This is a genomic window from Xanthomonas sp. WHRI 7064 (assembly GCF_040202355.2).
GTDB lineage: Bacteria > Pseudomonadota > Gammaproteobacteria > Xanthomonadales > Xanthomonadaceae > Xanthomonas > Xanthomonas arboricola.
Map to the genome: position 1 here is coordinate 4,588,086 of NZ_CP167821.1, position 19,458 is coordinate 4,607,543.

The 19,458-nt window shown below is 68.4% G+C and carries 16 protein-coding genes; 4 read left to right on the forward strand and 12 right to left on the reverse strand.

What is annotated here, in order from left to right; all coding sequences use genetic code 11:
- Positions 1-96 precede the first annotated feature (96 nt).
- The 5 genes from ABQY74_RS19560 to rsmG all read right to left on the reverse strand — a co-directional run bounded on the left by ABQY74_RS19560 (position 97) and on the right by rsmG (position 6,145).
- Complete coding sequence (locus tag ABQY74_RS19560; RefSeq protein ID WP_349794497.1) at positions 97-1,359, reverse strand: efflux RND transporter periplasmic adaptor subunit; 1,263 nt, start codon at positions 1,357-1,359, stop codon at positions 97-99.
- A 218-nt stretch (positions 1,360-1,577) separates the two neighbouring features.
- The gene (locus tag ABQY74_RS19565) at positions 1,578-2,849 is read right to left on the reverse strand and encodes a TolC family protein (RefSeq protein WP_349794500.1); all 1,272 of its coding nucleotides are present in this window, start codon (positions 2,847-2,849) and stop codon (positions 1,578-1,580) included.
- Positions 2,850-2,904: 55 nt separating this feature from the next.
- Positions 2,905-3,288, reverse strand: coding sequence for a hypothetical protein (locus tag ABQY74_RS19570; RefSeq protein WP_016902720.1), 384 nt, complete (start codon positions 3,286-3,288; stop codon positions 2,905-2,907).
- A gap of 255 nt (positions 3,289-3,543) precedes the next feature.
- Positions 3,544-5,364: a DUF885 family protein gene (locus tag ABQY74_RS19575; RefSeq protein ID WP_349794502.1), complete on the reverse strand. Its 1,821-nt coding sequence runs from the start codon at positions 5,362-5,364 to the stop codon at positions 3,544-3,546.
- Positions 5,365-5,503: 139 nt separating this feature from the next.
- Positions 5,504-6,145, reverse strand: coding sequence for a 16S rRNA (guanine(527)-N(7))-methyltransferase RsmG (gene rsmG / locus ABQY74_RS19580; RefSeq protein ID WP_016901826.1), 642 nt, complete (start codon positions 6,143-6,145; stop codon positions 5,504-5,506).
- 352 nt (positions 6,146-6,497) lie between these two features.
- On the opposite strand from rsmG, the gene ABQY74_RS19585 reads away from it, so the two are divergent.
- Both ABQY74_RS19585 and ABQY74_RS19590 read left to right on the forward strand, forming a co-directional pair.
- Entirely contained in the window at positions 6,498-8,126 is a 1,629-nt protein-coding gene (locus ABQY74_RS19585) for an alkaline phosphatase D family protein (RefSeq protein WP_349794504.1), read from the forward strand.
- Between the two features lie 262 nt (positions 8,127-8,388).
- A complete protein-coding gene (locus ABQY74_RS19590; RefSeq protein ID WP_349794506.1) occupies positions 8,389-9,975 on the forward strand; it encodes an alkaline phosphatase D family protein in 1,587 nt (528 codons plus the stop codon).
- 110 nt (positions 9,976-10,085) lie between these two features.
- Here ABQY74_RS19590 and ABQY74_RS19595 read toward each other — a convergent pair whose 3' ends face one another.
- Positions 10,086-10,682: a 4'-phosphopantetheinyl transferase superfamily protein gene (locus tag ABQY74_RS19595; protein WP_349794508.1), complete on the reverse strand. Its 597-nt coding sequence runs from the start codon at positions 10,680-10,682 to the stop codon at positions 10,086-10,088.
- Between the two features lie 126 nt (positions 10,683-10,808).
- Here ABQY74_RS19595 and ABQY74_RS19600 point away from each other — a divergent pair, with 126 nt between their 5' ends.
- Complete coding sequence (locus ABQY74_RS19600; RefSeq protein ID WP_349794510.1) at positions 10,809-11,060, forward strand: GlsB/YeaQ/YmgE family stress response membrane protein; 252 nt, start codon at positions 10,809-10,811, stop codon at positions 11,058-11,060.
- Positions 11,061-11,115: 55 nt separating this feature from the next.
- Here ABQY74_RS19600 and ABQY74_RS19605 read toward each other — a convergent pair whose 3' ends face one another.
- The 4 genes from ABQY74_RS19605 to ABQY74_RS19620 are packed head-to-tail and all read right to left on the reverse strand — an operon-like array spanning position 11,116 to position 16,313.
- Positions 11,116-11,553 (reverse strand): GFA family protein, encoded by a 438-nt coding sequence (locus ABQY74_RS19605; protein ID WP_016901809.1) that lies wholly within the window; start codon positions 11,551-11,553, stop codon positions 11,116-11,118.
- Positions 11,550-12,329, reverse strand: a complete 780-nt coding sequence (gene xth / locus ABQY74_RS19610; protein WP_349794513.1) for an exodeoxyribonuclease III — start codon at positions 12,327-12,329, stop codon at positions 11,550-11,552. Before xth ends, ABQY74_RS19605 begins: the two co-directional genes overlap by 4 nt.
- A 56-nt stretch (positions 12,330-12,385) precedes the next feature.
- Positions 12,386-13,651, reverse strand: a complete 1,266-nt coding sequence (locus ABQY74_RS19615) for a phosphodiester glycosidase family protein (protein ID WP_349794515.1) — start codon at positions 13,649-13,651, stop codon at positions 12,386-12,388.
- On the reverse strand, positions 13,641-16,313 hold the full coding sequence (locus tag ABQY74_RS19620; protein ID WP_349794517.1) for a TonB-dependent receptor: 2,673 nt from the start codon (positions 16,311-16,313) through the stop codon (positions 13,641-13,643). The genes ABQY74_RS19615 and ABQY74_RS19620 overlap by 11 nt, the downstream gene beginning before the upstream one ends.
- A 105-nt stretch (positions 16,314-16,418) precedes the next feature.
- Here ABQY74_RS19620 and ABQY74_RS19625 point away from each other — a divergent pair, with 105 nt between their 5' ends.
- Positions 16,419-17,567 carry an ROK family protein gene (locus ABQY74_RS19625; RefSeq protein ID WP_039521210.1) on the forward strand — a complete coding sequence of 383 codons (1,149 nt, stop codon included), beginning with the start codon at positions 16,419-16,421 and terminating at the stop codon, positions 17,565-17,567.
- Positions 17,568-17,718: 151 nt separating this feature from the next.
- Here the strand turns inward: ABQY74_RS19625 and ABQY74_RS19630 are convergent, their stop codons facing one another.
- Together ABQY74_RS19630 and ABQY74_RS19635 are read right to left on the reverse strand one after the other, a co-directional pair.
- Positions 17,719-18,306: a hypothetical protein gene (locus ABQY74_RS19630; RefSeq protein ID WP_146095953.1), complete on the reverse strand. Its 588-nt coding sequence runs from the start codon at positions 18,304-18,306 to the stop codon at positions 17,719-17,721.
- A 242-nt stretch (positions 18,307-18,548) separates the two neighbouring features.
- A complete protein-coding gene (locus tag ABQY74_RS19635; protein WP_349794520.1) occupies positions 18,549-19,388 on the reverse strand; it encodes a peptidylprolyl isomerase in 840 nt (279 codons plus the stop codon).
- Positions 19,389-19,458: the final 70 nt, after the last annotated feature.

Below are 19,458 nucleotides of genomic sequence, written 5' to 3' on the forward strand. Positions count from 1 at the left end.
CGTGGACGACGTAAAAAACGTTTCATCGAAGGATTGACGAGCTGTTCGCAAGCACGCACTTGCGGTCGAGGCAGACGCAAACCGGAAGCGCAGCGATCAATGATCATGCGATGCCCCCGACTTCTCGATATCGGCCTTCACCAGATAACTCTGCTCCACCACCACCGCGTCACCCGCGGTCAGACCCGACACCACCTGCACCTGCTGTGCATCGCGCGCGCCCAGTGTCACCGGCCGCACCTCGTACACATCTCCCACCCGCACGAACACCACCTCCCAGTCGCGAAACTGCTGCAAGGCCCCCACCGGCACCACCATCGCCGCCGGCTGCTGCGCCACCGTCACCCGTGCCTTCACCGCCGAGCCCGGCCGCCATAAGCCATCGCTGTTGCGCAACACCGCGCGCGCCACCGTGCTCTGACTCGCGGTGGCCGTGCCCGGCAACACGCGCTCCAATGTGGTCTGCGCCACCACGCCATCGCTGATGCGGGTCACCGTCACCGGTGCGCCGGCGGTGATGTGCCCGGCATCGGCACCGAAGATGTGCAGATCCACCCACAGGCTCGACAGGTCGGCAATCTCGAACAACGCCTGGCCTTCGCTGGCGTTGCTGCCCAGGCTGGCGTTGCGGGCGAGCACGGTGCCGCTGATCGGCGCGCTGACCGAATACGTGGTCAGGCTCAGATTGCTCTCCACCGTGGCCAGCACCTGGCCGGCGCGCACCTGGTCGCCGACATTGACGCGCAGGCTGCGCACCGGCCCGGGGAAGCGGGCGGTGGCCTGCGCCTGCGCACCTTCTGCCGGCGTCAACAGGCCTTGTACTTCGTGCTGGTCGGCGATGCTGCCGGGGCCGACCGGCGCGACCCGGATGCCGGCGTCCTGCGCGATTTTCGCCGCGATGGTGGTGCGCCCTTCATAGCTGGGATAGGCCCAGCGATGCGACCTGCCCTGCACGGTGGCGCGTACTTCCACATCGAACGAATGCGGCTCGCCGACCGTGCTGTCGGCCAACAGGCTGCCATCGTCGCGTGCGCGCAAGCGATGCACTTCGTTGACGCCGCCAAGCCGGGTCAAACGCACTTCGACACTGCCGGCTCCGGGCGGCAAGGGCTTGCCGTCGCGATACAGCCAGGCTTGATACGTGGGTGGCGTGCCGTCTTCGGCAATCGCCAGCTCCACGCTGTCGCCGCCCTGTTCGAGCAGGCGCCCGCCGTGCGCGCCTTTTTCGGCTTCCTCGCCATGTGCGTCGGCTTCACCTTCGGCACCGGGCGTTGCGTGGTCATGCGATTGTTCGCCGTTGCGGCCGCAGCCACCCAGCAGCAGCGCCAGCAACAGCGGCGCGATCAGAAAACGTGTCATCGAAGAAAATCCTGGTTGGCGCCGACGCTGTGCGTCGGGCGAACGAACGAAGAAGGTGTGCGCCGGATGCCTTGGATGCGCAGTACGCGCGGTAGGCGCGAGCAGCGCTTGGCGACTGCTGGATGCCGATGCGGTTGCAAGCGCCGAGGCCGATACCGACGCAGCGGCTCCAGGCGGATGCAGGCAGGCAGGGCGAAAATGCGCAGCGGAGGTAGCGCTCATGGCCCCACCTGCGCAGTGCTGTCGGCCACGAACGGCTGCCCGGTCAGGCGCTGGATTTCGATCAATGCGGTCTGCGCTTCCAATGCGGCGGCCAGTTGCTGCTGGCGTGCATCGCTGCGCTGTGCCTGCAGCTGCGCCCAGTCCAGATAACTGGTGGCGCCGGCGCGGTACGCGCGCTCGGCGGCGGCATCGGCGCGCGCAAGTGCGGGCAGCACATCGCTGCGCATGCGCGCCACTTCCAGCTGCGCGGCGCGGTAGCGGCCATGCGCGTCGGCCAGCGTGGTGTAGAGCGTCAGTGCCTGCGATTGGCGTTCGATCTCCAGCAACGACAGCTCCGCTTCGGCGGCGCGGATCTCCGGTTGCGCACGCGCGGCGCTGCCCAGCGCCAGCGAAACGCTGCCGAGCAGTGCGGTGGCGTCGTTGGCTTCGAGCCGGCGCACGCCCACCTGCCAGTCCAGGTCCGGGCGCGCCTGGCTGCGTGCCAGCCGCACCCGTGCCTCGCGCACGCGCTGCTCACCGTTCAAGCGCGCCAGTTCGGGGGTGGCATCGAGCAGCTGCGCCAGCACCTCGAATTCGGGAATCGCCGGCAGCTGCAATGGATCGCCGGTCACATCGCCGAAGTCCGGCGTGCGCTGCCCCCACAACACCGCCAGCTGGCGGCGCGCGGCCAGCAGTTCCTGCTGGGCGCGATCGCGCTCCAGCTCCGCGCGCGCCTGCAGGGCCTGGGCGGTCAGCAGCACCGATTCGGGCGATGCGCCGGCCTGTAGCCGCTGGCGCGCGGCACTGACGGTGAGTTGGCGCTGGGCCAGGGTTTCCAGCGCGGCCGCATGCCGCTGCGCGGCCATGCCGATGGCCAGATAGCGCCGGGCGACTTCGGCCAGCACGTCCAGGCGCGCCAGCGCCCGCTGCGGCGCCAGTGCGTCGATACGTGCCTGGGCCAGGGTGCGGCGCGCGTCCAGCTTGCCGCCGCGTTCCAGCACGCCAGCCAGGGTGACGGTGAGTTCGGCCTGGTCCAGCGCGCGGGTCGGGCCGCTGCCGAACACGTTTTCCAGTTCAGCGCCGATGCGCAACGGCGGACGCAGCGCGTCGCGCTCGGCTTCGGCGGTGAGGACCGCGCGCTGACCATCGGCCAGGCGCAGGTCGGGGTGCTGCCGGGCGACGCGCGCAATGGCGTCGTCCAGGGTCAGCACGGGTTTGGGCGGTACGTCCTGCGCCATGGCGCACGGCACGACCGCGAAGACGGCAAGTGCCGTCAGTCGCAACCACATGAGGGTGTCTCCGGAATCGGGATCGATGGACAGGCCGGCAGCCGCCGGCGATGCATCAGGCCGCGATCGGGGGACGCAATCCGGTCTCGCTCAGATGCGAGCGGTAGTACGCGAGCACGGCCACGGGCTGGGCCTGCGTGTGCGTGGACAACGGCAACCATGCCAGCGCCGGCAAGACGGCCGGATTCTGGCCGTGGCAGTAGCCGCTATGCATCAGGGCGTGCATCAGGCCGGCCCCATCGCGCTCGCCGGCATCGCCTTCGTCGGCGCCGTCATGGCCGTGCGGCGCGGTGTCTTCCAGGTGCATCTGGTCGTGCGCCAGCGCATGCACATCGCCCAGCGCGCAGGCCACCGGTGCGACCAGCACGCCCATGGCCAGCACCGCCAGCGCCATCAGGCGCAGCAAGGGGTGCAACAGGCGGGCGCGACGCAGCAGCATGGGCGCAGCGTATCGGGGCCGGGGCAGTTACACAATCGCATGCACGGCCTGGCACGCAGCGTCGTAGGAGCGGACCTGGCCGCGACGCCGTCCGGTCGGATCGAGGGCATCACGCCAAGATGCCGGATTCTCGCGCACAGCGCGCATAACGTCGGTCGCCAGCGATCACCTGATGATTCAAGCCAGGACGGCGCCGGGGTCGGGACGGCGTCGCGGCCGGGTCCGCTCCTACGTGGAGCGGACCGTTCGCCTGGGTCAGGGCGCGGCAGCGCTGGGCTTGGACGTTGCCGGGCGCGCCTTGCTTTCGGCGATAAACGCGCGCACCTGCTGCTCCAGCACCGGCAAGGTCACCGAGCCCTGCTTCAGCACCGCGTCGTGGAAGGCCTTGATGTCGAAGCGGTCGCCCAGTTCCTGTTCGGCCTCGGCACGCAGCTTGACGATGCTGATCTCGCCCAGCTTGTAGCTCAGCGCCTGGCCGGGCCAGGAGATGTAGCGGTCCACCTCGGTGGTGACCTCGTGCTCGCTCAGCGCGGTGCGGTCGCGCAGGTAGGCCAGCGCCTGCTCGCGGCTCCAGCCGTCGTGGTGCACGCCGGTGTCGATCACCAGCCGGCAGGCGCGCCACATTTCGTAGGTGAGCCGGCCGAATTCCTCGTACGGGGTCTCGTAGATGCCCATCTCCTGGCCGAGCTTTTCGGTGTACAGCGCCCAGCCTTCGCCGTAGGCGGAGATGTAGTTTTCGCGGCGGAACGCCGGCTGGTCGCCCTGCTCCAGCGCCAGCGAGCCCTGCAGCGAATGCCCGGGCGAGGACTCGTGCAGGGTCAGCGCCGGCAGGTTGTACAACGGCCGCGACGGCAGATTGTAGGTATTGACCCAGTAGGTGGTGGCGCCGCCGCGGCCGGCGGTCCAGAACGGGGCAATATCGTCCGGCACCGGCTTGATGGTGAAGCGCCCGCGCGGCAGCGTGCCGATGAACCTGCCGACCTGCCCATCCACCCGCTTGGAAATCCACGCAGCGCGATCGAGCAGTTCCTGCGGGGTCTTGGCATAGAACTGCGGGTCGGTGCGCAGGAAGCTCAGGAACTGCGCGAAGCTACCCTTGAAACCGACCTGTTTGATGATCGCGTTCATCTGCGCCTGGATGCGCGCCACCTCGTCCAGGCCGATCTTGTGGATCTGCTCCGGGGTCAGGTCCAGCGTGGTGTATTCGCGGATCTGCTGGCGATAGAACGCCTTGCCGTCGGGCAGCGCTTCGGCCGCCAGCGTGGTGCGCGCCTTGGGCATGTACTCGTCGCGGAAAAAGCTCAGCAGCTTGCTGTAGGCCGGCAGCACTGCATTGCTCAGCGCGGCCTTGGCCTGTTCGCGCAACTGTGCCTGTTCGGCGGCGGGGATCTGCGCCGGCAGCTGCTTGAACGGCGCGTAGAAGCTGGACGCGGTGGGATCCTTGACATCGGCCACGGTGGCGATGGAAACGTCGCGGCCATCCAGCACCGCGCGCGGCACGCTGAACCCGCGCGCCAGGCCGGCGCGCATGTTGGCGGTCTGCTGGTCGAAGTAGCGCGGCACGTCGTTGAGGCGCGCGATGTAGGCGCGGTACTCGGCAGCGGTCTTCATCGGCCGCTGCGCCATGAAGCCGAGATTGGACCAGAACGAGCTGTCCGAATTGAACGGCATCTCGTACAGGCGCAGGCGCACCTCGGCGGCGAGGTTTTCCACCTGCGGGCGGTAGATGGCGTAGTTGACCTGATTGGCGGGCGAGAGCTGTTTCGGGTCGATGCCGTCGAGCTGCTTGAGCACGCCGTCCCATACCGCCAGGCGCGCCTGCTGCGCGGCCGGGCCGACATCGGGTAGATGGGTGTTGTCGCCGGTGGTGTCGCTGTCTTCGTCGGCCTGGCCGGTCTCGGCCTGGCGCCAGCTCCACTCTTTTTCGTAGATGGCGCGGAAGCGCGCATCGGCGGGGCGCTCGGCGGTCAGCGTGGCAGGCGCTGGCGGTGCCGGTGCGGCGGCCTGCGCCGAGGTGGCGGCGAAGCTTGCGCCCAGCAGGGCGAGCGAAAGTGCGGCGGCGAGAGGAGATGTCACGTGCGGGCGGCCTGCGTTCGGATCGAACGTTCGATCATGGCAGCCCGGGCGGCAGCTGCCATGGGCCGGAAGTCCCAGCGCGGGGATTGGGGATTGGGGGTTGCAGAGTGAATGCGCGCGACCGGACAGGCCGGCCGCTTCAGCCTGCCTTGCGCACCACCACCAGATGCCGTTCGCCGTCCAGGCCGGGCACCTGCAGCGGATGCACCTCGCCCACCGTCCAGCCGGCGGGCAGTGCGGCGATCTCGTCGTGCGGGTAGACGCCCTTCATCGCCAGCAGGCTGCCGCCCGGGCGCAGCAGGTGGCCGCCGACGTCAATGATGCCGGCCAGCGTATCCAGCGCCCGCGCGGTGAGATGGTCGTAGGCGGCCGGCTCGTCCAGCGCCTCGGCGCGCGATTCGGCTACGCGCGCGTTGCCCAGCGCCAGCTGGCGCAGCGCCTCGCGCATGAAGCGGGCCTTCTTGCCGTTGCTTTCCACCAGGGTCACCTGCAGCTGCGGGCGGGTGATCGCCAGCGGGATGCCGGGCAGGCCGGGGCCGGTACCCAGATCGGCCAGGGTGCCGCTGGCGATGTAGGGCTGCATGGCCAGCGAATCGAGTAGATGGCGGGTGACCATCTCGCGCGGGTCGCGCACGGCGGTGAGGTTGTAGGTCTTGTTCCAACGCACCAGCAGCGTCAGATAGCGCAACAACGGCGCGGCGAAGGCCGCATCCAGGGATTGGGCCTGCAGGCCATTGGCCAGCGCAGCGGCTACATCGGGGGGAAGTGCGGCATCGTTCATGGCGCGATTATCGCAGCTGGCTGGCGTGCAGGTGCGTGCGTGCCGCGCATGGTAGCGGCGCGTGGCACGTGAGCGCGTGGGCCGCAAGCCGACGTACGTGAACTTGCCCAGCACAACGTCCAGGCCTGCGATGCCGCAAGAGCTGCCTCCCACGACAGCCGCCGCTGCACCGGCGTATGGGCATCGCTGTGGGCAGGGTCACCCGCCGCAGTGGCATATCCGTATCCGTATCCGCCATCGGCAGCCGATGACGCAGGCAAGCCTGCGCCAGCAGCGACACCACTGCCGCTGCCATTGAACGGACATGCGCCCGTCGCACTATGGTCGCGTTCGCCAGATCGCCTGTATGCCCATGTCTTTGATTGACCCGTCGTCCGCTTCGCCCCTGCCCGGCCCCGGCAACGCAGCTGCCACCGTGGATCATGGCCGCCGCCGTCTTCTCGTCGCTGGCGCCGGGCTGGCGGCCGCCGGACTGCTCAGCCCGTTCGCGCGGGCCAGCGGCAGCCCGGACCCGTTCACCCTGGGCGTGGCCGCGGGCGACCCGCTGGCCGACGGCTTTGTCATCTGGACCCGGCTGGCGCCACGCCCGCTGGAGCCGGATGGACGCGGCGGACTGACCGCTCCGGTACAGGTGCGCTGGCAGGTGGCCAGCGACCCGGGCATGCGCCGCATCGTGCGCCAGGGCCAGACCGTCGCCAGCCCGGCCTGGGGCCATGCGGTGCATGTGGAGGTCGCCGGCCTGGCCGCCGATCGCCCGTACTGGTACTGCTTCCAGGCGCTGGGCGCGCGCAGCCCTATCGGCAGCGCGCGCACCTTGCCGGCGCCGCACCAGTTGCCGGACGCCGCACGGCTGGGCTTTGTGTCCTGCTCGCACTGGGAGCTCGGCTATTTCAGCGCCTACCGCCACCTGGCCGCCGAACAGCCGGACCTGGTGTTCTTCCTCGGCGATTACATCTACGAATACAGCAACCACGGCGAAGCAGCGCAGAAGATCGTGCGCCCGCACGGCAGCGGCGAGTGCCTGGATCTGGCCGGCTACCGCAACCGCTATGCGCTGTACCGCACCGACCCCGATCTGCAGGCGCTGCACGCCGGCAGCGCCTGCGTGGCGACCTGGGACGACCACGAGGTGCAGAACGATTACGCCAACCGCTGGTCGCAGGACCCGTCGATTGCGGTCGACACGTTCCTGGCCCGGCGCGCGGCCGCCTACCGTGCCTTCTACGAACACTTCCCGCTGCGCGCGCGCAGTCGCCCACATGGCGCCGACATGCGCATCTACCGCTCGCTGGACTACGGCCAGCTGGCGCGCTTCTACGTGCTCGACGGGCGCCAGTACCGCAGCGAACAACCCTGCCCGCAGCCCAACGGCTGGCGCGGCGGGCATGTGGTGGATGACAGTTGCCACGAACGCACCGACCCACGCCGCAGCATGCTCGGCTGGGAACAGGAGCGCTGGCTGCATGGCGCCTTCGCACAGTCGGCCACGCGCTGGAACGTGATCGCGCAGGACCTATTGGTGGCACCGATGAACCAGCACGGCCGCGACGGCGTGCTCGGGCACTGGACCGACGGCTGGGACGGCTACCCGGCCACGCGCACCCGCATGCTCGATGCAATTACCAGGACCCGACTGCGCAACCCGGTGTTCTGGGGCGGCGACATCCACTCGTACTGGGTCACCGATCTGAAGGCCGATCCGGCCAACCCGGACTCGCCGACGCTGGCCACCGAATTCGTCGGCACCTCGATCACCTCCGACGGCCAGAGCAACGCCGAGCTGCAACAGACCATGGCGCTCAATCCGCACGTGCACTACGCCGAAGGCGAAACCCGCGGCTATGTCTCGGTGACGCTGACACCGGGCCGGATGGACACGCGCCTGCAAGGCATCTCCGACCGCCGCGACCGCGATGCAACCGTCTCGACGTTGAAGCGCTTTGTGGTCGAAGACGGCAAGGCCGGTGCGGTGGAGGCGTGAGCCTGCGCTGCGCTGCCGCGGGTGGCGGCGCAGCGCAGGCTCACCATCCACCACAACTTGCCTTTGCCGATCTCCACGACTGTCGCAGCACGCGTGAACCGCCTTGCCACGACCTTGCCGCGCAGAGCTTGCGGTGCGTGCTGCGCAACGCGGTGACTGCATCCATCCCCACAGGCCGGGCGCGTCGTGCAGCGCAATGGACACGCGCCGGTAAGAAGGCGGCGCTATATCTGGGCGCCGCTGCCAGACGTTCGAGGATGCCATGACCGCCTCCGATCCCGCCCGCCGCCGCGTATTGCAAGGGCTGGGTGCCGGCCTGTTGTTGCCGGCCACTGCCGGTTGGTCCGCGCGCAGTCTGGCTGCGCCGTCCGGGCGGCCGCTGATCACCGATGGGGTGCAGAGCGGCGATGTCGTGGATGGCCGGGCGTTGCTGTGGAGCCGCTGCGATCGGCCGGCGCGGCTGCGGGTGGAATGGGATACGCGCCCGAGCCTGCGTCAGGCGCGTCGCGTGGATGGGCCGGTGGCTTCGCCAGCGCACGATTTCACTGCGCGGGTGGATCTGGGCGCATTGCCGCGCGATCAGGACATCTTCTACCGGGTGCGCTTCGAAGATGCCGACAGCGGCGTCTTGAGCGCGCCGGTGCACGGCCATCTGCGCAGTGCGCCGCAGGCGCGTGGCGATGTGCGCTTTGTCTGGAGTGGTGACACCGTCGGCCAGGGCTTCGGCATCAATCCGGACATCGGCGGCATGCGCATCTACAGCGCGATGCGCGAGCGCAACCCAGACTTCTTCCTGCACAGCGGCGACACCATCTATGCCGACGGCCCGATCCCGGCCGAGCTGATCGTGGAAGAGGGCAAACGCTGGCGCAACCTCACAACCGCGGCCAAGAGCAAGGTGGCCGAAACGCTGGACGAATTCCGCGGCAACTACCGCTACAACCTGCTCGATGAGCATGTGCGCCGCTTCAATGCCGAGGTGGCGCAGGTCTGGCAATGGGACGACCACGAAGCCACCAACAACTGGTCGCCCGGCAAGCAGCTGGACGAGCGCTATCAGGTGCGCGATATCGGGGTGCTGGCCGGTCGTGCGCGTCAGGCATTTCTGGAATACGCGCCGATGCGCGGTGTGCATGCCGATGGCAACGGGCGCATCTACCGCAAGATCAGCTATGGCCCGCTGCTGGATGTATTCGTGCTGGACATGCGCAGCTATCGCGGTGCCAACAGCGACAACCTGCAGCCGCAACCGGGCGCGGACGCGGCCTTTCTTGGCCCGCAGCAACTGGCCTGGCTGCAGCGCGAACTGGCCGGCTCACGTGCGCAGTGGAAGGTGATTGCCGCCGACATGCCGATCGGCCTGCAGGTGCCCGATGGGCAGGACGCCGCAGGCCGCGCGCGCTGGGAGGCGATCGCCAATGGCGATCCGGGCGTGCCGCGTGGGCGCGAACAGGAGATCGCCACGCTGCTGCGTTTCATCAGCACAGCGCGCATTCGCAACACGCTGTGGCTGACCGCCGATGTGCATTATTGCGCGGCGCATTACTACCACCCGGATCGCGCGGCGTTTCAGCAGTTCGAACCGTTCTGGGAATTCGTCGCCGGCCCGCTCAATGCCGGCAGCTTCGGCCCGAATGCACTCGATGCCACCTTTGGCCCGACGGTGATCTTCCAGAAAGCACCGCCGGCACCCAACCTTTCGCCGCTGGCCGGATTTCAGTTCTTTGGCGAAGTGGAGATCGATGCACGCACCGGCGTGCTGACGGTGACCTTGCGCAATCTGGATGGGGTGGCGCAGTTCCGTCAGCCGATTTTGCCGCACGCTGCGACGCGGCCGGAACATGCCTGAGACGTCGGTCGGGCCAGCAACGCAAGCATCCATGTCAGGCACGTGCTGCACCCCGGTCCAGGACGCAGCGCACATCTGCGCTGCACCACGCAATGAAGCGATCGCCGCACCTATTCGGCCGGCAACGGGTAGAACGCCAGCGCAGCGCGGCAGTCCGGTGCGGCCCACCATTCGTGTAACTGCCATTGCGTGGCCTGGCCGAGCGCGGAGTCGCACCACTGCAACTGCAATGCGCCGTCGGGCGCCACTGCGTAGGCGAGCCGATGCAGGCCAAACGACAGGCCATGCCCGTACGCCTTGAGCAGCGCTTCCTTGGCGCACCACAGGCGGAAAAACAGCGCCTGTTGCGCGTCCGGTTCCAGTCCGGCCAGCAATGCGATTTCATCGGCATGAAAAAATCGCTGCGCGATTTCCAGCAAACGCGGGCGCGCGCGGATGCGCTCCAGATCCACGCCCAGCCGCACGCCCTGCCCCAGGCCGACCAGCAGGTAGTCGCCGCTATGGCTCCAGCCGGTGTCCCGGTCGGGCAAGGCTGGCTGCAGCGACGGCCGCCCGCGCTCGTCACGCCGCAGCGGCACCTGGGCAGGTTCCAGTGCCAGGGCCTGGCCCAGCAACTCGCGCGCCTGCGGTTCGCCACGCTCGCCATGCCGGTGCGGACGCAGCCACAGCTGCACCGGGCCGATGTGCCAGCTTGCGTGCGCTGTCACGCTGCGTGCACCAAGCACAACAGTCGCATGCGCGTGCGACCGCGCTCGACAGTCACTTCACGCCGGCCTGCGTTGAATGGCGCCCATGCACTACTTCCGGTGCAATCGCATGAGGAGTTCGGCAACATGGGCATCATCATCTGGTTGATCGTCGGCGGCATCGTGGGTTGGCTGGCCAGCATCATCATGCGTCGCGATGCGCAGCAAGGCATCATTCTCAATATCGTGGTCGGCATCGTCGGCGCGCTGATTGCCGGGTTCCTGTTCGGTGGCGGTATCAATCAGGCCATCACGATGTGGACCTTCGTGTGGTCGCTGGTGGGTGCGGTGATCCTGCTGGCAATCGTCAATCTGTTCACCCGTGGACGCGTGCGCTAAGCACGCATCCACTGATGGAACATTCAACGCCCGGGCTTGCCCGGGCGTTGTCGTTTCAGCCATCGACCGGAGCGCGATCCAACGGATGGTGCACCCCATCTTCCACCGGCACGGCGATGTTCAACGCATAGGGATTGACGCCTTCCAGGCAACCGACGTTGTAGCCGTACTCGTTGGGATTGGAGCGCCGCCGGTGATGCGTGTAGATGCCGCACACGCCGCAGAAGTAATGCGCCGCCGCATGCGTGTTGAACTGATACAGCCGCAGCACATCCTCGCCCTGCAGCACGTGCAGGCCATCCAGCGTCACCGAGGCGACGATGGCACCACGGCGGCGGCACATCGAGCAGTCGCAACGGCGCGGATCGAGCAGGCCGTGCGGCAGATCCAGATCGATCTGCACCGCGCCGCAGTGGCAACTCAGCCGATGCACCGGCCCCAGGGTGACCTCACCGACCTTGTGCGTGCTACGCCGCAGATGCCGCTCGCTCATGCGCCCGCCTCGGCCAGGCGCACCCAGGCCGGTGCGTGGTCGCTGGGGCGCTCCCAGGTGCGCGGTTCGCGGTCGATGCCCGCTTCCACCGCGCGTGCGCGCAAGGCCTCCGAGACCAGGGTCAGATCGATGCGCAGGCCCAGATTGCGGCGGAATCCGGCCTGGCGGTAATCCCACCAGCTGAACTGCTCGGCTTGCTCATGATGCAGGCGGAACGCATCGTGCAGGCCCAGCGCCAGCAGTTGTTCCAGCGCGGCGCGCTCGGCGGTGGAGGTGAGGATGTGGTGCTCGTTCCACACTGCCGGATCGTGCACATCGCGCCCATCCGGGGCGATGTTGAAGTCGCCCAGCACCACCAGCTGCGGATACTTGTGCAGTTCCTGCGCCAGCCAGTCGTGCACCGCGGCCAGCCAGCGCAGCTTGTAGGCGTACTTGTCGGTGCCCACGTCCTGGCCGTTGACCACATACAGGTTGACGATGCGCACGCCATCGACGGTGGCGGCGATCACGCGCTGCTGCACGTCGTCGAAACCGGGGATGCCCATCTGCACGTCCAGCGCCGGCGAGCGCGACAGGATCGCCACGCCGTTGTAGGTCTTCTGCCCGCAGAACACGCTGCGATAGCCGGCAGCGGCCAGCGCCGCATCCGGAAACTTGTGGTCTTCCAGCTTGGTTTCCTGGATGCCGACCACGTCGGGCGCGAACGTGCCCAGCCACTGTTGCAGGTGCGGCAGGCGCACGTTGAGCGAGTTGACGTTCCAGGAGGCAATCTTCATGGCGTGGCGCGGACCGTGGTTCAAACCACCAATGGTACCGCGCCGCCGGAGTGTGCTCAGGGACGCGGGGCGATGCGCACGCCGAGCTGGTTGGCGACCGGGCGCTCGCGCCCCGGGATGCCGGTGTGGATGGGGCGATTGAGCGCGCGCACGCGGCCGTCCACGCGCGCGGCCAGGGTGCTGGAGCCGCCGCCGTCCAGGTTGATGGCGGATGTGGCGCCGAGTTGCTGCAGCACTGCGGTCAGCGCGTCCAGGCTGATGCCGGCGCTATAGCCGGGCTGGCGGCCATCGGCAACCACCATCCACAGCTTCCTGCGCGCGCGATCCAGGCCCAGCGCGCTGCGTGGCTCGGGGCCGTCGTAGTACTCGGCGCGGCTGGCCTCGCGTGGCTGGCGCCTGCCGTCGAGCAGCAGCAGCGGGCCGGCACCCACACCCAGACGGGTGCCGGGCGGGCAACTGCCGCGCACGATGCCGACCGCGTTGCGCGTGCTCACGCACAACGCCGCGTTGACGCGTGCATCGCTGGTGGTGGCGGCCGAATCGAGATGGCCGGCGTCGATCGCCAGACCTTCGGCAGTGACGTCCTGCCCTGCGGCGGGCACGAATGCCTTGTCGAACAGATGCCCGCCGTCGAACGGTAGGAAGTAATCGGCATTGATCGCCAGGGCCAGATCGCCGTCGCGTACGAACGCGGTGGTGGGGTTGGCCAGGAACTCGCCACCGCCGCTGCGCTCGCCGCGCGTGCCCACCAGCTGCAGCCCGGGCGTGGCAAGGTCGACTTCGGCGATGTGCAGCATCACCGATTGTGGCCCACGCACGGCCTGCCGCCAGTAGCGGATGCCCGGCGCCAGCGTGATCGGCGCGCCGGGCGCCGGTACCGGCTGCACCAACGGTTCGATGCTGACGCGCGCGCGGGCATGGGCCTGATCCAGCGCGGCCAGCACCGCGTCGATGCGTGCCGGTGGCGTGCGCAGCAGCAGCCGCTGGGTCGGCGCGGCTTGCAACACCTGCACCAGGCCGGCGCAGCGCGCGCCGCTGCAGGCCTTGGCATCGACGCCGACGCGTGCCGGGCCATCGGCGTCGTCCGGCACCTGCAAGGCGATGCGATTGTGTTCGGCCGGTTTGCAGCGGCTCACCGCGGCCAGCACATCGTCTGGCCACTGGCCCCAGCAATCGCCGCTGACCAGGGTCTCCATCGGCACGAGGGGCGCATCGGTTGGCAGCCTTGCAGCATCGGCAGCGGTGGCGCTGCCGGCCAGCGTTGCCAGCAGTGCAAGCACTGCATGCAATAGCGCCGATGCGGCGCGGCGATCAGAACGCATAGTCCACTCCCAGGTAGTAGGCACGGCCGTTGTCGAGCTGCTCGCGCAGCAGTTGCTGGTCGGCGCCGATCACGCGGGTGAGCCGCGCATTGCTGAGATTGCGGCCCTGGACGGTCAGGCGCAGTTGCTTGCTGAAACTCCACGCCAGCTGCGCGTCGTAACTGGTGATCGCATCGTAATAGCGGTCGTTGACGCGGTTATCGGTGGCAGCGGACAGCAGTTGCTGGCCGGTGTAGTTGGCACTGACGCGCGCACTGAACCGGCCGATGTCGTACAGCAGCGAGGCATTGGCGCTGCGCCTGGGCGATTCCATCAGGCCGGGCAACGCGCGGCGCGTGCCGTCGGCCATCTGCACGTCGGCGGTACGCGGGTCGAGCAGGGTCGCATTGAACATCGCGCCCAGGTTGGACCAGGCGCCGGGCAGGAAATCGAAGCGCGTGTCGATGGCGGTCAATTCAATGCCCTGCACCTGCGCAGCACCGGTGTTGATCGCCTGGGTGGTGGTGACCTGGTAGCTGCCGACCAGGCCGCCGGGGTCGCGCTGGGTATCGGTGCTGGTCAGGCGCACGATTTCATCGCCGATGCGCTTGTGGAACAGCGCCAGCGACAGCTGCGAATCGCGGTCCGGATACCATTCCAGCGACAGGTCCAGATTGTCCGCGCGGCGCGGGCGCAGCAGCGGATTGGCAATGCTGCGGTTGATGGTCAAGCCGGTGACATCCACCACCGGGCTACTGTTCTGGCCGATGTCGGCATAGGTGGGCAAGCCAATGGTGCGGCTGCCGGCCATGCGCAGTTTCAACGCCGGGGTGATGTCCCAGGCAACGTTGGCCGAGGGCAGCAGGAAGCGGCGATCGCTGTCGGCCGATTGCTGCAGGTAGTTGCTGGTGCTGTTCAAGGGCTGCGGCAGCGCGCTGCGTACGGCGCGCTGCAGGTATTCGTTGCGCAGGCCGACCGTGGCCAGCGTGCGCTCGCCATGCCAGGTGCCCATGAGATAGGCGGCGCCGTTGCGCTCGTCGATGCCAAAGTCGCTGATCGCGCTGTTGCGTGCATTGGTGTTGGCCAGCACATAGGCGCCTGGCGAGGCCGCAGCGAAGGCGGCGACCCTGGCCGGGTCGACCAGCAACAGGCAGCTGAAATCCGCATACGGGCAGATGCGTGCGTCATCGGTGCCGATCGTCGCCAGACTCACGCGGCCGGCTGGATTGCGGCGCACTTCATCGAGGTTGTAGCGCTGCTGCAGGTCGCGATATTGCAGCCCGGTCCGCATACCCCAACCGCGCGCATCGGCATCGGCGTTCTGGCTGTAGTCCAGCTTGAATGTTGTCGTGTCGGTGCTGCTCTTTTCCACGCGGGTCAGAAAATACTGCTGCGTGTAGTTGGCCGCATTGCCGTAATACCCCGGGTCGTTCAAGGCGATGCGCGGGCGCGCAGCATCGCTAAGCGCATACGCAAAGCCCAGCCGCGCGGAAGCGGCGGCGCTGAACACATCCTCGCGGGTGTCCTGCTGATACTTGCCGGTGGCGCGGTTGAGCACGACATCCACGTGGCCTTCCGGGTTGAGCCGGAAGCTGCCGCCCAGTTGCGCGTAGCGCAGTGTGCGGGTCTGATCGAAGCGGTTGGCATCCACCTGCGCGCTGCCCTGCGCATAGCGGCCACGGTCGCCATCGGTGATCGTGGCGTTGCCGACGCGGTTGATCCATTGCGAGCGCCGCTGCTCGTCGTTGCTGTGCTCGAAGGTGCCGGCGCTGAAGGCCAGTTTCAGGTCCTGGCCGTCGTCGTATTCCAGCTTGCCAAAGACACTGCGGCGCTGGCGCAGGTTGTCGTAACTGAGCGGGCGGAAGCGGTCCGGTGCGATCGCCAGGCCGTCCGGGTCCAGGCCGGGGGTGAGGTTCTGGCGCACGCCATTGGCGTAATAGCTGTAGCTGTCGATGGCGGTATTGAGCGAGGAGGAATCGCGCCGGAAGTAATCGGCCGACAGCACCACACCGAAGCGCTGGTCCGGCCCGAAAGTGTCGCTGAAGCTGCCCTGCACCTGCCCGGACGGCGTGCTGCCCTGCAGATGCCGGCGGTTTTCCCAATCGGCCAGGTTGGCGCGCACCGTGGCAAAGCGGCCGTCGTGATCGAAGGCACTGCGCGTGCGCAGCGCGGCGATGCCGCCGATGGCATTGCTGTCCATGTCGGCGTTGAAGGTCTTGTAGATATCCACCTGCTGCGCCAGCGAGGCGGGAATCACGTCCAGCGATTGCACGCGCCGGCTGGTCTCGGTGGACGGTAGCGCCACGCCATCGATCAGCACGTTGTTGTAGTCGGGATTGAAGCCGCGCAGGCTCATGAACTGCGCCTCGCCGCGGCCGTTGTTGACCACCATCGACACGCCCGGCACCCGCTGCAGCGCCTCGCCCAGGCCGAAGTCCGGGATCGAACCGATATCGTCGGCGGCCACGCCGTCGGACACCACGGCCGCCTCGCGCTTGGCGCCGATCGCCTGGCGGATCGACAGGTGCTGGCCGGAGACCCGCACCGCATCCAGCTGCACCGGGGCGGTGTCGCTGGCGGGCGTGGCAACCACGGACTCGGCGGCATGGGCGCCCAGGCTGGCACTCACGCACAGGGCCAGCAGGCAGCGGCGGGGATACGGACGGGTGCACAAACGTGACATGGGATGACCGGCGGTGGCAGAGGCCGCCAATTTAATAACTTACTGTGAATTAATTATTTCAGCCGGACCGGGTAAGCTAGCGCCTCCCCCGTGCCACCGCTCGCCATGCCGTCCACTGCCACCGTCGCATTGCCGCCGCATTCGCCGAACTTTCCCAGCCTGAGCCGCAACGAGCGCGACATGCTCGACCGCCTGCGCCTGGCCGGCGTGCTCACCCGCGCCGATCTCAGCCGCGGCACCGGGCTGACCGTGCAGACCGCGGTGCGCCTGATCGAAGGCCTGCAAGCGCGCGGCATGGTCCACATGGGCAGCGGCGTGGCACGCGCCGGGCGCGGCAAGCCGGGGGTGGCGGTGTCGTTGAATCCGGCGCACGGCCACACCTTGGGCGTCTCCATCGCCACCGACGCGCTGAGCCTGGCGCTGGTGGACTTCGCCGGCCAGGTGCTAGCGGTCAGCGAGCTGCCGCTGGATGCACGCAGTGCCGACGCGGTGTTGCTGCAGCTGCAGGCCGGCGACGCGGCGCTGCTGGCAGGCCTGGACCACGCGGTGGGGCCGCGGCTGGGGATCGGGCTGGCGATGAGCGGGTTTTTTACCGGCGAGGACGGGCGCATCAATCCGCCAGAGCCGCTGCGTGCGCTTGGCGAGTTCGCCCTGGCACCGTGGCTGGCGCAGGCCTGCGCGCAGCCGGTGTGGATGGACAACGACGGCAGCGTGGCAGCCGCCGGCGAAGCGATGCTGGGCGTGGGCCGTCGACATCGCGACTTTGCCTACCTCTATCTCAGCTACGGGTTCGGCGGTGGCCTGGTCATCGATGGCCAGGTCATGCGCGGTGCGCGCGGCAATGCCGGTGAATTCGCCGGCATGCTGCCGGCGCAGAAGCTCGAACGTGCCACGCTGGAACTGCTGCGCGAACTGCTGGCCGACGACGGCGTGGTGTTTGCCGACGTGCGCAGCCTGCTGGCCGCCTACGACCCGACCTGGCCGGCGATCGAGCGCTGGATCGCGCGCAGCGCGCCGGGAGTGTCGTTGATCGTCTCGGCGATCACCGCGGTGTGCGACCCGGAAGCGATCGTGTTCGGCGGCCGCCTGCCGGCCGACCTGGCCCGGCGCCTGATCGCCGCCGTGCAGATCGACAACCTGCCGCGTCGCGGTCAGGCCAGGCCGATGCCGCTACTGCTGCCGGCCGAAGCACCGGCCGATGCCTGCGCGATCGGTGCGGCGACGCTGCCGCTGCAGGCGCGGTATTTCCGTTGAGTGCTGGCGCAATGCGTGCTGCGTCATCGGACGCGGGCGAGCGCAGCGCGCCATTGGCGATGCTTCAGCACGAGGCCGCGTAGCAGAGGCAACGCCATCAGGGGCTGGACGCGATGCGCAGACGACGCCGCGACAACCGCACAGGCCTGCTTCACTCCCGTTGGCCGGCGCCCTGACCCGCACAGCAGTGCGCATGCAGCTCGCGGGCCAGTGCAACCACCTGCTGTTCGGTGTGCGCATCCATGTCTTCGAACATCGCTTCGCCACGTAGCGGTTGTGCGGCCGGCAAGGGACGCCCAAACGGCTGCTCGGCGACCAGCCGCCAGGCGTCGCCATACAACGGTTCGGCGGTGCCCGGCAGCGGCGAAGACAGCAGTTGATCGAGCACCGGCATGGCGGCGCGATGGCCGCGCATGGCCAAGTCTTCTAGCGCCGCCAGCACCTGGTCTGCCTCGGCATGATCGGAAGCAGACGGCGGCGCGAACAGGCCGTCTGCCACCGCAGGCGCCTGACGCTCCAGCACGGCGCTTGCCCGCCGACGCAGCAGCTCGATCTGCGCATCCACATTGCCGGCGGCGGCCGACTGACGCAGCAGTTGATCCACCTGTGCGTATTCGCCGGCCCCGACGTGACGGCATGCCGCGCGCTGCAGCGCCTGCGGGTCCAACCGGTTTCCGGCGCCGGCCGTCGCAGCGTCGCCGAGTCGGTCGATATCGTCCAGTTCGATCCCATCGCGCATGGGCTGCGACGTCTCGGCGATCAATGCGCAGCGTGCATACCGTTGCGCACGCGCGTAGCTGGCCGCAGCGCTGTTGCCCGATGCACTCGCCACAGCAGCGTGCGAATCCGCACCTGCAGCGGATGTCGCCTGCGCTGGAGTGTCGTTGTGCATCGGCGCCGGTGGCGAAGGCGCGCCACAGCCGCACAGCGCAGCGGCCCATGCCAATCCGAGCCAGCGTGCATGCGTGGCCCACTGCGCGATCATTGCAGGGCCTGACGGTCGCGGTTGTCGGCGGGCTGCGACGCATTGTCCGCCGCAGCGGCATCATCCAACCTAGCCGAACGCGCCTGCACCAGCTGCGCGATGGCGCGGTCACGTGCTTCTTCGCGTAGCTGCGCCTCGATCATGGCGCCGACGTTGTCCAGGGTCGCAACGTGTTTTTCCTCCAGCCGGATCAGGTGATACCCGCCCGGCCCACGCACCGGCGGTGAGACCTGACCGGGCGTCAACGCACGCACCGCCGCCTCGAACGGCTTGGCCAGATACAGGCCGAACATCGACGACAGCTGGCCGCCCCCGTGCGCAGTGGCCGCATCGTCGGAGTCGCTGCTGGCCAGCTGGCCAAAATCCGCTCCGGCGTCCACGCGGCGACGCAGCGCCTGCGCGCGCGCCAGTGCCTGCGCCTGACTCAATGGATGCCCAGCACGCGCACCGCTGTCGGGCTGCTCTGCGATAAAGAGATGGCTGAGCCGGAATTCGTCGAAATCGCCGGGCCGCTCAGCAAAGCGTTGCGCGATCTGGGCCTGGGTGATCGTCGCATCCAGCAACAGGCGATTGCGTTCGGCCTGCGCCAGCACCGTGTCCGGATCGGGATCGGCGCGCACCATGGCCGCTAGCTGCGGGTCGTCGGCAAGCCCATCTGCTTTGGCACGTTCGACCAGCACCTCGCGCTCGATCTGCGAGGCAGCGCGGTCCTGGCCCGGGTGCGAATCCTGCCCGACCGGCGCGGCATCGCCTGCGGAGACTGCGCCGGCCGACAGAGGCAGCAGCGCAGCGAGTAGACAGGTAGCGGTCGTCGTTGCGCCCAGCAGCCAACGCAAACCAATCTTCCTGCTTGCCGACGTCATTGAAACCACTCCAGCATCTGACATGAGGTTTCCTTCAAAGAGT

Excerpts from the sequence above, each read along its gene's own strand:
- ABQY74_RS19570 (WP_016902720.1), bottom strand. The coding sequence starts at position 3,288 with ATGCTGCTGCGTCGCGCCCGCCTGTTGCACCCCTTGCTGCGCCTGATG.
- ABQY74_RS19600 (WP_349794510.1), top strand. The coding sequence starts at position 10,809 with ATGGGCATCATCATCTGGTTGATCGTCGGCGGCATCGTGGGTTGGCTG.
- ABQY74_RS19605 (WP_016901809.1), bottom strand. The coding sequence starts at position 11,553 with ATGAGCGAGCGGCATCTGCGGCGTAGCACGCACAAGGTCGGTGAGGTC.
- ABQY74_RS19565 (WP_349794500.1), bottom strand. The coding sequence starts at position 2,849 with ATGTGGTTGCGACTGACGGCACTTGCCGTCTTCGCGGTCGTGCCGTGC.
- xth (WP_349794513.1), bottom strand. The coding sequence starts at position 12,329 with ATGAAGATTGCCTCCTGGAACGTCAACTCGCTCAACGTGCGCCTGCCG.
- ABQY74_RS19585 (WP_349794504.1), top strand. The coding sequence starts at position 6,498 with ATGTCTTTGATTGACCCGTCGTCCGCTTCGCCCCTGCCCGGCCCCGGC.
- ABQY74_RS19615 (WP_349794515.1), bottom strand. The coding sequence starts at position 13,651 with ATGCGTTCTGATCGCCGCGCCGCATCGGCGCTATTGCATGCAGTGCTT.
- ABQY74_RS19625 (WP_039521210.1), top strand. The coding sequence starts at position 16,419 with ATGCCGTCCACTGCCACCGTCGCATTGCCGCCGCATTCGCCGAACTTT.
- ABQY74_RS19620 (WP_349794517.1), bottom strand. The coding sequence starts at position 16,313 with ATGTCACGTTTGTGCACCCGTCCGTATCCCCGCCGCTGCCTGCTGGCC.
- ABQY74_RS19630 (WP_146095953.1), bottom strand. The coding sequence starts at position 18,306 with ATGCGCGATGGGATCGAACTGGACGATATCGACCGACTCGGCGACGCT.
- ABQY74_RS19560 (WP_349794497.1), bottom strand. The coding sequence starts at position 1,359 with ATGACACGTTTTCTGATCGCGCCGCTGTTGCTGGCGCTGCTGCTGGGT.
- ABQY74_RS19590 (WP_349794506.1), top strand. The coding sequence starts at position 8,389 with ATGACCGCCTCCGATCCCGCCCGCCGCCGCGTATTGCAAGGGCTGGGT.
- rsmG (WP_016901826.1), bottom strand. The coding sequence starts at position 6,145 with ATGAACGATGCCGCACTTCCCCCCGATGTAGCCGCTGCGCTGGCCAAT.